The 13244-nt window shown below is 70.6% G+C and carries 7 protein-coding genes; 5 read left to right on the forward strand and 2 right to left on the reverse strand.

The window, feature by feature from the left end; translation table 11 throughout:
* Positions 1–296 precede the first annotated feature (296 nt).
* The 3 genes from ABTY61_RS38795 to ABTY61_RS38805 all read left to right on the forward strand — a co-directional run bounded on the left by ABTY61_RS38795 (position 297) and on the right by ABTY61_RS38805 (position 2765).
* Complete coding sequence (locus tag ABTY61_RS38795; RefSeq protein ID WP_350509931.1) at positions 297–506, forward strand: hypothetical protein; 210 nt, start codon at positions 297–299, stop codon at positions 504–506.
* A gap of 35 nt (positions 507–541) precedes the next feature.
* On the forward strand, positions 542–1036 hold the full coding sequence (locus ABTY61_RS38800; RefSeq protein WP_350509930.1) for an LmeA family phospholipid-binding protein: 495 nt from the start codon (positions 542–544) through the stop codon (positions 1034–1036).
* A gap of 181 nt (positions 1037–1217) precedes the next feature.
* The gene (locus ABTY61_RS38805; RefSeq protein ID WP_350509924.1) at positions 1218–2765 is read left to right on the forward strand and encodes an MFS transporter; all 1548 of its coding nucleotides are present in this window, start codon (positions 1218–1220) and stop codon (positions 2763–2765) included.
* Between the two features lie 681 nt (positions 2766–3446).
* On the opposite strand, the gene ABTY61_RS38810 is transcribed toward ABTY61_RS38805, so the two are convergent.
* Both ABTY61_RS38810 and ABTY61_RS38815 read right to left on the reverse strand, forming a co-directional pair.
* Positions 3447–4772 carry a radical SAM protein gene (locus ABTY61_RS38810; protein WP_350509925.1) on the reverse strand — a complete coding sequence of 442 codons (1326 nt, stop codon included), beginning with the start codon at positions 4770–4772 and terminating at the stop codon, positions 3447–3449.
* Positions 4773–4970: 198 nt separating this feature from the next.
* A complete protein-coding gene (locus ABTY61_RS38815; protein ID WP_350509926.1) occupies positions 4971–10238 on the reverse strand; it encodes a glycosyl hydrolase family 18 protein in 5268 nt (1755 codons plus the stop codon).
* Between the two features lie 537 nt (positions 10239–10775).
* On the opposite strand from ABTY61_RS38815, the gene ABTY61_RS38820 reads away from it, so the two are divergent.
* Together ABTY61_RS38820 and ABTY61_RS38825 are read left to right on the forward strand one after the other, a co-directional pair.
* Positions 10776–12134 (forward strand): family 2 encapsulin nanocompartment cargo protein terpene cyclase, encoded by a 1359-nt coding sequence (locus ABTY61_RS38820; protein ID WP_350509927.1) that lies wholly within the window; start codon positions 10776–10778, stop codon positions 12132–12134.
* A gap of 80 nt (positions 12135–12214) precedes the next feature.
* Positions 12215–13093 carry a geranyl diphosphate 2-C-methyltransferase gene (locus ABTY61_RS38825; protein ID WP_350509928.1) on the forward strand — a complete coding sequence of 293 codons (879 nt, stop codon included), beginning with the start codon at positions 12215–12217 and terminating at the stop codon, positions 13091–13093.
* Positions 13094–13244: the final 151 nt, after the last annotated feature.

The following is a 13244-nucleotide window of genomic DNA, read 5'->3' on the forward strand; positions in this document are numbered from 1 at the left end:
CCTCACCCGCCGTGCGTCCGACGCCGAGGCACTGCACCAGCCCGGCTTCGGCCCCGACCTGCGGATGTGCGAACGCCGCCAAAGCCCCGTCGCAGCGTGAACCGTCGCGACGCAGATCCCCGTGCCGCGCTCCGACGAGGACTGCGGCTGCACGCGGCCTCCCGCAGCCGCGACGGCGGCGAGCGTCGGTGGCCGAGCGTCGGTGGCCGAGCGTGTACGGCATCGGGCCCAAAGCCCGCTGTGGGTCAGCAACAACGTGCGGGCGCACCATGCCCGCCTGTCCACAAGGAGCCCCCGTGCCCGTCATGCCCCTCGCAGCGGCGAGCCGTCACCCCGTCCTCGCCGCCGCTGCGGCCCTCACGGCCCTCACGGCCCTCGCGCTCGGTGCGACCGGGGCCGACCGCGAAGTTGCCCAGTATGTCCAGCACCGCACTGCCGATGCCTTCCAGCAGGCCACCGGCATCACTCACGCGCCCCAGGTCACCATCGATGGTTTCCCATCCTGAGCCAGGTCGTCGCCGGACGCCTGAACCACGTCGGCATCACCGCCCACGGCATACCCGCCGACCCCGCCGACGGCCGTCTGCCCGTCACCCGCCTCGACCTCGACCTCACCGGCGTGCGGCAGTCGGACGACGGGCAGGCGGCCCGTGCCGACTCCGCCAAGGCCAGCGACTTCCTGTCCTACGACGACCTCTCCAGTGCCCTTGGCCTCGGCATTACCGCCGGCGACCGGCCCGGCTACGTCGACGCGCAGGTCCTCCTGCCCCTGGTCGGGGCCGGCGCCCTCACCGCCAAGGTCTCTGCGGGCGTCGGCAACACCATCGTCTTCACCGACCTCCACCTGGCGTCCGGAACCCTGCCCGACGCCGGGATGCAGCTGTTCGCGAAGATCTTCGACCAGCCGATCCCCCTGCACAACATCCCCCAGGGCCTCCACCTCGACGCCCTCCATACGAGCGCGGGCGGGCTGGAAGCCCAGCTCGCCGGCGACGACGTCACCTTTCGCACCGGCGCTCCCGCCGCCCGCGCATGACGTCGCGAGGCCATCACGGCCCCCAGGCCGAGCCCCATGGGTTCCGCGCCCCCGAAACGGTGACGGTCGACCAGGGCGCGCCCCATCATGCATGATCCCATCGAAGTTGATGTTCTCATCGGAGACGAGGCTCGCCGCCTCACCACTGACCGGCCACCCTGACCCAAGGACGTGACCCACGATGACGACATCTCCCAGCACTCCCCTCCAAGCATCGGAGGAGGCCGCCGGGGGCCGGGCCGGCCATCGCGGCGTCCTGTTCTCCATGTGCCTGGCCCTCGTCCTGGTGGTCGCCTCCGTCTCGGCCCTCAACCTGGCCCTGCCCGACCTCGCCGTGGACCTGTCCGCCACCAACGCCTCACTCACCTGGATCGCCGACGCCTACACCGTCGCCCTTGCCGCACTCGTCCTACCGCTCGGCGCGATCGGCGACCGCATCGGCCGACGCCACGTCCTGGTCGCCGGCACCGTCGTCTTCGGCGCCGCCTCCCTCGCGGCATCCTTCTCCGACACCACCACCCACCTGATCGTGTGGCGGATCATCATGGGCGTCGGCGCGGCCATGATCATGCCCGGCACCCTGTCCACGATCACCGCCGCCTTCCCGGCCGAGCAGCGCGCCAAGGGCGTCGCGGTGTGGTCCGGATTCGCCGCGGCCGGTGCCATCATCGGCATGCTCGCGGCGGGCGCCCTGCTGGAGCAGTTCTCCTGGCGCTCCATCTTCGTCGCCAGCGCCATCACCGCCGTGGTCGCGGGGGCTGCCGCGGCGACACTGGCCCCCAACACCATGGACCCGCACCCCCACCGGCCCGACGTCATCGGCGCCACCTGCACGGCCGTCGCCATCGGCTGCCTGGTGTTCGCCATCATCGAGGGCAACGAACAGGGCTGGACCGAACCCGCCGTCGTCACCACCCTGGCCGTCACCGTCGTCGGCTTCGCCGCGTACGCCTTCTTCGGACTGCGCAACGACCAGCCGCTCCTCGACCCGCACCTGTTCGGCATCCCCGGATTCCGCGCCGGCGCCGTCACCGTGCTGGTGCAGTTCATGGCCGTGTTCGGGTTCTTCTTCGTCGGCCTGCAGTACCTCCAACTCATCCTCGGCTACAGCCCCCTGAAGGCCGCCGTCGCGCTCGTGCCGGTCGCTGTCGTCGTCCTGCCCACCTCCCACGTCACCCCCCACCTCGTCACCCGGCTCGGCATGAAAGCCGTCATGGTCGCCGGCCTGACCCTGCTCAGCGGCGGCCTGTTCGCAATCTCCCGCATCCACGCCGACTCCGGCTACCTGCCCTTCCTCGGCGGGCTGATCCTGTGCGGCCTCGGCATCGGACTGACCGGAGCCGCAGGAACCGCCGCCATCACCGGCTCGCTGGGCCGCGGTCAGCAAGGCGTGGCCTCCGCGATGAACGACACCACCCGTGAAGTCGGCTCCGCCATCGGCATTGCCCTCATGGGCTCCGTCTACGGCAGCCACTACCGCGACGCCCTTCCTGCGAGCATCGACCAACTCCCGCCCCATGCCGCCGATTCCGTCCGAGACTCCGCAGCCGCCGGCCTGCAGGTGGCTCAACACGCCGGCGCGCAGGGCCCCGCCCTGGCGCAGGCCGTCAAGGACGCTTTCATCAGCGGCCTGTCGGCCTCCCTCGTCGTCGTCGCCGTCATCGTGCTCGCCGCCGCCATCGGGTGCCTCTTCCGTGCCCCCCGCCAAGCCCCCAACGCCGATTCCTGAGTCGCCGCCCCCGGCGACAGTCAGCTGCAGACCGGGGTTCCGTGGCGTGATCTCCCTGAACGACACGGACCGTGACAGACCCTCGCCGAGCGGTTGGCACGTTGAGGCGGGCAGCAACTGGGCGAAGCCTCCCGGATCATGTCCCGGTCCACGACGACGTGGTGAGCCGGGTGCACCACGGCCGCCGACCACAAGGTGGGCTTCGGTGGCCAGCCCGCCTCGGGCAGACCGAGGGCTGGCGCACCTGCGAGCGGACGTGTACGGCGGACACTCGAACGATGCTTCGCCGCCTCAAGAGTCCCGAGCCATCGCAATCCAGTTCGACAAGCTCGCCGCCCGCTACCGCGCCGCCTCCAACTGGGCCGGTGGATGAGGTGACAGATCCCGGGCCGAGCGTGCTGGGTCACGGTGACGGATTCGTCTGCTGGCAGGCTGTCAGCAGTTTGTCGGGAAACAGGGCGACGAACGATTCACCGTCGAAGGCGCCTCCGAACTCGTCACGCAACCGCATCGCCAGCGTGCCCCCGGACAGACCGCCCGCTTCCGTGCAGCGGCACCGACACCCTCCCCAGACGCAACATCGGTCCTCACCACCCACTACCAAGTGGCGAAGACCGACGTCACGGCCGGGGCCCAGCTATTTACCAACAGTGTCCGGTTGGCCGGGCCCTTCGGGGCGGATCAGTTCGTCAGGGAGTCCATGAAGGAGCTGACGGAGAAGACGGCGTTGCCCGGGCCGGCGGGGCCGTAGCCGGGCGGGGAGGAGAGGCCGAACTCCTCCAGGGTGGCGCGGTAGGTCTGGAGGAGGCGGATGTGGTACTCCAGCGGGGCGCCGTGGGGGTTGGCCTTGCCGAGGGGGGTGGTGGGTTCGGGGCACCAGGTGGTGAAGCGGGGGACGACGCCGTGGGACATGAAGTAGCGCAGGCCCTCCTCGGTGGAGGCGATGGCTTCGTTCACGGTGGTGAAGCCGTGGGGTGCGGCCATCTCGACGCCCGCCACGAAGTTGGGGATGACGTTCTCGGGGCCGAACACCTCGGTGGAGTCGAGGATGCGGCGGTGCCACTCGTCGCGGCCGACGTAGCGCTCCTTGCCGGGGCAGTAGAGCTCGAAGAGGCGCTTGTCCCAGACCTCGAAGTTGGGGTGGTAGATGCGGATGCCGAAGTCGTGGAAGCGCTGGACGTCGTCGCGGGGCAGGGCCTGGGCGACGACCTTGCCGATCCAGCGGTCGGGGAAGCGCTCCTCGATGGCCTTGGCGTACTGGCCGTAGAAGTCGGCCTCGTCCTTGCCGCCGACCTGGGAGGTGATCGCGCCGCCGGTGAGGGTGTACGCCTTCGAGGAGCGGGCGGTGTCGTGCTCGTCGATGATGGCCAGCGCCTCCAGCACCTCCTCGACCGGCTTGACCCCGGTGTACGGGCGCCCGGCGGCCTTGTGCTGGCGCCAGTTGTGGTTGATGTCGCAGTACTGGCACTCCTCCTTGGCGCCGAAGTACTGGCAGACCCGGAACACCGTGAGGTAGATCAGGTAACCCCACTGGATGGTCGGGGCGATCTCCATCACCGACTTCCCGTTGGCCAGGGTGTGCCGGTAGTAGTCGGGCATGGGCGGCAGGCCGACGTCGGCGATGCGCGCGCCGTCCAGGTGGAGGCCGAGCGTGCCGTCGTCCCCCGCCCGGACCCGGTACGGGGAGTCCGGGTTGACCCGCACCGAGACCACCGTGCGGCGCAGCCCGTACGGGCCGCCGGTCAGGACGATCTCCTCCGGCGGGCGGTTGAGGGCGGCGGCGCCCAGCTCGGGCAGGGTGCGGTGGTCGAAGGAGAAGATGAAGTACGACTTCGGCTTGACCTCGCCGCCCCCGTCGGCACCGGTGCTGCCGCTGAGGGCGGACTCGTCGAAGGCCATTCCGCCGCGCAGCAGGTCCTCCTTGATCACCGCCTCCGGGGGCACGTCGGGGAAGCGCTCCATGAGGTCCTCGACGACTTCGGTGCGGCTGCGGGCCTGGCTCTCCATGCGCTGGTCTTCCTTCCCGGCCGTGTTCGTCTCACGGCGCCCCGCCCATTCTGCTCCCGCTTACGCGGACGCCCGGACTCCGGCCCGCCCGGGACACGGACCCGCCCGGGACACGGACCCGCCTGGGGCACGGACCCGCCCGGCGGCCGGGGTCGGCCGCCGGGCGGGCGTGGTTCGAGGGGGTGCGGGGAGCGGGTGTCAGCCGGTGGAGCCGAGCCTGGTCCACGGGTTGTTCGGGTCGGTGGCGTCGGGCGCGGTGCCCTTGGTCCACCACTTGGCCTTCCAGTAGGAGCCGTTGTAGGACACGACGGTGCGGGTGGCGCCGTCGGGGTCGCCCGCCAGCACCCGGGTGCCCGGGTCGGCGGAGCTGTTGCGCGGCTCGGCGACGAACCCCGAGTACGACCGCATGCCGAAGGCCTTGCCGTCGGCCGGTATCCCGCCGGAGAGGTCGGTGGACTTCCCGCTGTCGTCGACGGTGTACAGCCGCCACCACTGCCCGGCGGAGTTGTCGCAGTCCCGTACAGTGAGGTCGCTCAGCCGGGTGTCAGCGCCGAGGCACTGGTCGTGCCCGCCGGTACCGCTCTTGAAGCGGAACCAGCCGGGCCCGCCGTCCTCGACCACCGTCCACAACTGGTTGGCGTTGCCGAGCTGGAGGTCGACCAGGTGGGCGCGGTTCCACCCGTTGGGGTGGTCGAGCACGTTGCTGGTCTGGACGGGCTGCGACTTGGCGCTGTTGATGTCCTGGACACGCCACTTGTCGTCGGCCTTCCAGAGCGCGAACGGCGCCCACAGCGGGTTGTAGGTGCGGTCGGCGCCCCAGGCGTCGGCCTGGCAGCCGGGGCCGCCGTCGGCCGCCTGCGGGGTGACGGTGGTGACGCCCTGGCGGTTGTCCCCGGTCGACCCGTAGGTCCGGTCGCCGATCTTCACGGTGGTGTTGGCCGGTCCGGTGATCGGTAGGTAGTACTTGATGCCGATGTCCCGGGACTTGCCCGGCGGCACGTCCTCGCAGTACCCGAGTTTGATCGTCACCCGGTGGAAGGCCGCGCCGAGCCCGCCCCGGTTGCCGCCGGTGCGGCCCGGCTGCACCGCTCCCTTCATCTCCTGCCACGCCTCGTTCTTGAGCAACGGCGGCGCGGAGGTCGGGATGTCGAAGGAGATCTCGGTGCCCGAGGGCAGGGCGGCCCCGCTGTTGTTGGTGATCCGCAGCTTCGGCTGGAGCGGCCACATGTCCTTGACGTCGGTCGGGAAGTCCACCAACTGCGCCGTGACGTCGACAACCTGGCCCGGCAGGGTCACCGAGGACCCGGCCGCGACGGTGTTGCCGTACGGGCCCGCGCCGCGCAACTGCTGGTCGGCCTGGGTGGTCAGGGTGTAGCCCGGGCCGCATTCGCCCTGGTCGGGGCAGGAGTAGTCACCGGCCAGCTCCCACATCATCACCCCGCCCAGGTTGTTGTCCTTGACGTACTGGGTCAGGGCGGTCATGCCCTGCTCGTCCTCGGTGGACAGGAACGTCTTCGTCCGGTCGTTCCACAGCCAGGAGGACTTGGTCGCGTCGTCCCAGTTCCGGGCGTACCCCGACACCTGATCGGCCTTGAGCCCGTACACGCCCAGGTAGGAGGGCGCGACGCCCCGTTCCAGGTTCTTGGCGTGCCACATCGGGTTCGACCCGGCGCCCAGCTCGCTGCCGTCCGGATTGGCGTCGTGCCAGAGGTTGTCGATCCCCTTGGCGCCCGAACCGCACGGCACGCTGCCGCCGTTGCTGCCCGTGCCCTGCGGGCACTGCCCCTGGGCGGGCAGCGCGGCCGTGCCCCACAGGCCGTTTCCGGTCCCGCCGGTCACTCCGGTCCAACCGCGGGTGTAGTACGGCGCGCCGAGCACGATCCGGCCGGCCGACAGGGCCCCGCGCAGGTAGTGCTGCGCCCAGTCGGTGTTGAAGTAGCCGATGCCCTGGTACTCGGGATTCTTGGCGGTGTCGTAGATCCCGGCGCCCGCCAGCTCCGCGTCCCGCCCGTCGTCGTACAGCGGGGCGTTGGGACCGACGAACTGGTTCCAGGAACCGTGGAAGTCGTACGTCATGACGTTGGCGTAGTCGAGGTAGCGCAGGGCCTCGAAGGCGCCCATGCCGCGGACCATGTAGCCGGAGCCGGAGACGGCCGCCGACAGCAGGTAGTAGTGCTGGTCTGCCGCCGCGGCCCGGTCCAGCTTCTCGCGCAGCGTCTTCACCAGCGCGGTGTGCCCGGCGGTGAGGCCCTTGCGGCGGGAGTTGGAGACGGCCCAGTCCAGCGGGTTGCCGGTGTCCGGGAGGGCGGTCGGGTACTCCTGGTCGAGGTCCACGCCGTCGAAGCCGTACTTGCGGAGGAAGTCCACCACGGAGTCGGCGAAGGTGTTGATGGCTCCCTGGTTGACGGAGCCGTCGGCGTTGGTGGTCAGCGAGTAGAACCCGCCGGTGGTGGACCGGCTGCCGTCGGGCTTCAGGATGCCACCGGTTTCGGCCCAACCGCCCACCGAGATCAGGGTCTTCACCCGGGGGTGGAGCTTCTTCATCTTGGTGAGCTGGTTGAACTCGCCCCGGTACGGGAGGCCCGGATCGAGCGCCACGCCCGGCCAGGTCTGCCCGGTGGCCGGGTTGCCGGGGTCGGTGGTGTCGCCGACCGAGATCCGGCCGTCCGGGCCGACGTGGGCGAAGGCGTAGTTGACGTGGGTGAGTTGGCCCCAGGGGATGTTGGCCGGGAGGTATTGGTGCTGCCCGTCGGAACCGGTGCGCCAGCTGGTGTAGTAGCCGACGGCGCGGCGTGAGTGGTCGGTGCCGAGCAGTTCCCGGCCCTGGTCGTCGTAGGCCAGGCAGTACGGGGTGTTGACGCCTGGGGTCTGGACCATGCCGTCGGGGCGGCAGCGCGGCTGGTCGCCGGCGGCGGTGCTGAACGGCGCAGGGGCCTCCGGGTGGGGGTCGACGGGCGGGGCGGTGGCGGGGCCGATGGTGGTCCTGCCGTCGGCCAGTTGGAAGGTGACGGCGCTCTCACCGGCGGTGAAGATCGTGCCGCACAGGCTCTGCCAGGTGGCGCAGACGCTGCCCGGGTCGCCGATGAGCTTGTCGTCGAGCGTGCCGGGCGTGATGCTGATCTTGGCGAAGTCGTTGCTGCTGAACATGAAGCCGGTGCCGGGGCGGTAGTCGCACAAGTGCTTGGCGAGGAGGATTCCGCCGCTGGCGATGAGGCCGGTGATCACCCCGCCGACCGGCGGCGCGCCGGCTGCGATCGAGACGAGGAAGACACCACCGGAGAAGACGATCGTGACCGCGGCGATCACGCCGCAGACGACCTTGGTGAACCAGCCCGGTTCGTACTCGGGAAGGCCGAAGGCGGCGTTCAGCCCGTCGGTGAAGTGCGCCTCGGGAAGCCGTGAGTCGGCGTCCTTGAGACTGGGCCAGTTGTCGGCGATGCTCTTCGGGCCGTTGATCACCTGGTCGACCGACCCGGGGTTGGCCTTCACCAGCACGTACTGACCGCCGCGGAAGAAGTAGATCTCGTTGTCCCGGACGGACAGGGCGGTGTCGATGCCCTTCTCGAACAGGGCTTTCAGCTCGGGTGTCGAGCAGAGGCTGGTCCAGCCGGTGCAGATGTCCCACACGTCGTGGGCGCGGGTCGCCTTGCCCGGGCCCTGGTCGACGTTCCGCAGGTAGACGTACTGGTTCCCGCTGAACATGAAGACGTCGCCCTTGCGGTCCGGGACGGCCACGGCGACGTCCACCCGGTCCGCGAACGGGGTGCCCTTCAGCGCCGGCCAGTCGTCGGCGATGCTGCGGGTGCCGTTGTCCTTGCCGCCGACGATCTCGTTGGCGGCGGTCTTCGGATCGACCTTCACCTTGGCGTACTTCGAGCCGTGGAAGAAGTAGACCTCGTTCTCGACCACCGATACGGCCGCGTCCACCCCGCGGGTGGGACGCGCCGTGCCCGCACCCGGGGTGGAGCCGTCCGAGCACCCGTTGGACTCCAAGGCGATCGGGGAGCCGGGGGCGTCGATGTTGCCCGAGGTGACCCGCCAGCCACACTGGTTCCACAGCGGCGCCGGGGACGGGCCGGGCGCGATCCCGTACAGCTCCTTGGTCTCGGGGCCGCCGATGGCGGTGGAGGGCGCCGCGATCACGCCCGTACGGTTCCACAGGTTGCCGCTGTCGTAGCGCCACAGCAGTTCGTCTCCCGGGCCGTCACAAGAGACCTGCCGCAGGGGGCGGGCGGTGCTGTCGCTGTTCGCCTCGACGCGGACGGTGGGCTTGGTCGCCGCGTCGACGGCCACGGCCAGGCACAGTCCCGTGTACAGGTTCTTCAGGTGGGAGTAGAGGATCCCTCCGCCGTAGTCGGTGATGCCTTCCGGCACCCAATCCTGTGACGTGGTCCAGTTCTGCCGCGCGTGGTCCGCAGGCGCACCGGGGCCCGCCGAGTCGCGTGCGATCTCCAGGAGGTCGCCGTCGCTGCGGTGCGGATAGCTCATCACAGCGGACCAGTCGATCCCGCGTGCGGCCATGGGCAGCCCGAACACGACCGGGCGATGGTCGGACGGCCAGACGGCTCCCTGATCGGCGAGAACGCCGATCATGCGATTCTGACCTGGAGTCCCCGCCACCATGTAGTCGAGTTCACGAGCTGGGGCGCCGGTATCAGGGTTGTAGCGGTGAGTCCACATGGCAGGCCGGTAGATGGTGGCCTGGGCCCGGGTGATGTTTCCTGCGGTGAGGCGGTCCCGCAGTGTTTGCGGGATCTGGTTGTAGTCGCCGGCGACCGCCCAGTCCAATCCGCGGGCTTCTGCGTACTGGCGTACCTCCCTGATGGCACGCACGGCATCACCGCCGCCACTCGCCGACGCGTGGATGTCGAACACGATGTCGTTGCCGAACTGGACTCCCAGCAGCGGTCGGAGCCGGTCGTTCGGCCGGGGAATGACCACCAACCGGTCCGGGCGCTGCCGGGTGACGATCGCCAGATTGACCCGGCCCGGCCGTCGGAAGACCGGGGCTCCGTTGTCGTCGTGCTCGGCGTCCCCGTCGTCGCCGTAGGACTGCATCCAGTAGACATAGCGGTACTCCGGTCGGGTGTCGCTGCCGACGTTGTACCAGAACTCGTACGGATTTGACGGGTCGCCTAGGTTGTCGACCGGGACCTGCGCGACGTTGGCCGGAGGCACGATGGCGGCGGCGGGCCGGTCACCGGCCTCCTGGAGCACCACGACGTCCCCGTCGCGCATGGCGCGGTCGGCCAGTCCGCCGTTCTGATTGAAGACGAACGACCGCCACTTGTTCTCGGCGCCCTCGTCGTTGGCCCCCTGCATGTTCCACGTTTTGATCACGCGGTCCCTGATGGCGGCATGGGCGGGCGGCGCGGAGAGGAATTCGACGATGGCCAGGCAGGTGGTGAGCAGGGCGATCGTGGTGATCAGTCCGACCACCCGGAACGGGAGCGGGGCGGCCCTCACGTCGCCCCCTGCTCGGCGGGCTCTCGTGGGTTCGTGCGCATGGCATTCCTTCTCTGCTCGGGGACGGGACGAAATGCCCACACCTCAGCAGCCCGGGGTAGACAAGCGGTCAACGTCGCGACCTCGGTCCGCAATCGAACGGGCCCCGCCACGGCGGGCGGAACGCCGCCGGGCGGCGCGGGACACGGGTGGTGGCGGCAGGTTGACGCGGAGGCCGGGGCGGGCGGGGCCGCCCGGTGCGGAACCACAGCCCGGGGCACGAGGCGGGCCGATGCATGACAGGGGCGCGGCCAAACGCCGTCAGCCGGAACGTTCACCCTATCGGGTGTAGAAGATCGTCCGTTGCGATCCGGAACGGGCTTTCGCGCCTACGGTGGGGAACCGAGCGAGACGGGGCCCGCGGCGTGGAGTTCCCCGTCGCGGCGGGCGAGATGACGACCCGTCACACCAGGCGATCCCCCTCAGAGGAGGCTCCATGCCCCTGCGCACCAGAACGGGCACACCACCCGGGCCCGTCCACGCCCCGGCGGTGGGCCGATGAGCTCCCCGGCGATCGACCGGATCCTGCGCGGTCCCACCGGACTGGGCACCTCCGGGCTGCAGTTGAGGCCGCCGACGTCGGCGCCCGAGATCGCGGCGCCCGAGGTTCCGGCCGCCGAGGTGGCGGTGGTCGAGGCTTCGGCGGCCGACGCCCCGGCGGTCGACGTCCCGGCCGTCGAGGCCGCGCTGGTTGAGGCGGTCGCGGCGGAGGCCGTGGCAGCCGCGGCCGCGGCGCTGGAGGCCGTCCTCCCCGACGTCCAACTGCCGTCCGTCCCCGCCTCGCCGTCCGGCCCCGCCCTGCCCGCCGGCCCCGCCCTGACCTTCGGCGTCCCGTCCGCCACGGCCGCCGCCGCGCCGAGCGGCGGCAAGCCCAGGACCGGCGACCCCATCCCCGGGCTCTACCACCACCCGATCGCCGAGCCCGACCCGGTCCGGGTGGAGGCACTCAGCCTCAAGATCAAGGCCTGGGCGATCGACGAGGTCGAGCTCTACCCGCCGGAGTGGGAGAAGGACTTCGACGGGTTCTCCACCGGGCGCTACATGGTGGCCTGCCACCCCGACGCGCCGAGCGTCGACCACCTGATGCTCGCGGCGCGCCTGATGGTCGCCGAGAACGCGGTGGACGACTGCTACTGCGAGGACCTCGGCGGCTCGCCGGTCGGCCTGGGCAGTCGCCTGCTGCTCGCGCACACCGCGCTGGACCCGCTGCACACCACCCCGGAGTACCACCCGGCCTGGGAGGCCTCGCTCTCCGAGGACGCGCCCCGGCGCTCGTACCGCTCGGCGATGGACTACTTCGTCCGGGCCTCCACGCCGTCCCAGGCGGACCGCTTCCGGCACGACATGGCGCGGCTGCACCTGGGGTACCTGGCCGAGGCCTCCTGGGCCGAGGCCGAGCACGTCCCGGAGGTGTGGGAGTACCTGGCGATGCGCCAGTTCAACAACTTCCGCCCCTGCCCCACGATCACCGACACCGTCGGCGGCTACGAGCTGCCCGTCGAGCTGCACGCGCTGCCCGCCATGCAGCGGATCATCGCGCTGGCCGGCAACGCCACCACGATCGTCAACGACCTGTACTCGTACACCAAGGAGCTCGCCGGTCCGGGGCTCCACCTGAACCTGCCGGTGGTGATCTCCGAGCGCGAGGGCGTCTCGCGCCAGGAGGGCTACCTCAAGGCGGTCGAGGTCCACAACGACCTGATGCACGCCTTCGAGGCGGAGTCGGCCGCGCTGGCCGTCGCCTGCCCGGTGCCGACGCTGGTGCGCTTCCTGCGCGGGGTGGCCGCCTGGCTCGACGGCAACCACTACTGGCACCAGACCAACACCCACCGGTACAGCCTGCCCGACTTCTGGTAACGACCGATTTCTGGTGACGACCGAGCCGGCAGTCGCCCCTTTTCTGATAACCAGCTATGAGACCAATGGAGTTGACCCCCATGTCCCTGACCGACGACCTCACCACCCCCGGCACCGCCATCCCCGGCCCGGCGACTCCGTACCAGAGCGACATCGCACGCTACTGGAACAACGAGGCGCGCCCGGTGAACCTGCGCCTGGGCGACGTCGACGGCCTGTACCACCACCACTACGGCATCGGCGAGATCGACCAGGCGGCGATCGGCGACCCGGCCGACAGTGAGCGCGAGAAGAAGGTCATCGCCGAGCTGCACCGACTGGAGTCCGCCCAGGCCGACGTCCTGCTCGACCACCTCGGCGACATCCGGGCCGACTCCACCCTGCTCGACGCGGGCTGCGGCCGCGGCGGGTCGATGGTCATGGCCCACCAGCGCTTCGGCTGCCGGGTCGAGGGCCTGACCCTCTCCACCCAGCAGGCGGACTTCGGCAACAAGCGTGCCGCCGAGCTGGGCATCGGCGACTTCGTCCGCTCCCGGGTCGCCAACATGCTCGACATGCCGCTGGAGAACGGCTCGGTCGCCGGTTCCTGGAACAACGAGTCCAGCATGTACGTCGACCTGCACGACCTGTTCGCCGAGCACTCCCGGGTGCTGGCGGTCGGCGGCCGCTACGTGACCATCACCGGCTGCTGGAACCCGAAGTACGGCCAGCCGTCGAAGTGGGTCTCGCAGATCAACGCGCACTTCGAGTGCAACATCCACTCCCGCCGCGAGTACCTGCGGGCGATGGCCGACAACCGCCTGGTGCCCCAGGCAGTCATCGACCTGACCCCGGACACCCTGCCCTACTGGGAGCTGCGGAACACCACCTCGCTGGTCACCGGCATCGAGGAGGCGTTCATCGAGTCCTACAAGGACGGCTCCTTCCAGTACGTGCTGATCGCGGCCGACCGGGTCTGACCGGGTCTGACTGGGGCTGACCTGAGCCGACCGGGTCCGACTCCGGATGCCGGGCCGACGGGCGGCCGGGCGGCGGGCGGGGGCCCGAGCGCGGCGGCCGCGCTGGCGCCCGCCGGCGGCGACTTGGCGGAGACGACGGTCGCCGTGCTGG

The sequence above is a fragment of the Kitasatospora sp. NPDC096128 genome, from assembly GCF_040303105.1.
In the GTDB taxonomy this organism is placed as follows: Bacteria; Actinomycetota; Actinomycetes; order Streptomycetales; family Streptomycetaceae; genus Kitasatospora.

What these genes read in the sequence shown, in the direction of transcription:
- ABTY61_RS38810 (WP_350509925.1), bottom strand. Translation starts at nt 4,772, where the DNA reads ATGGAGAGCCAGGCCCGCAGCCGCACCGAAGTCGTCGAGGACCTCATG.
- ABTY61_RS38805 (WP_350509924.1), top strand. Translation starts at nt 1,218, where the DNA reads ATGACGACATCTCCCAGCACTCCCCTCCAAGCATCGGAGGAGGCCGCC.
- ABTY61_RS38820 (WP_350509927.1), top strand. Translation starts at nt 10,776, where the DNA reads ATGAGCTCCCCGGCGATCGACCGGATCCTGCGCGGTCCCACCGGACTG.
- ABTY61_RS38825 (WP_350509928.1), top strand. Translation starts at nt 12,215, where the DNA reads ATGTCCCTGACCGACGACCTCACCACCCCCGGCACCGCCATCCCCGGC.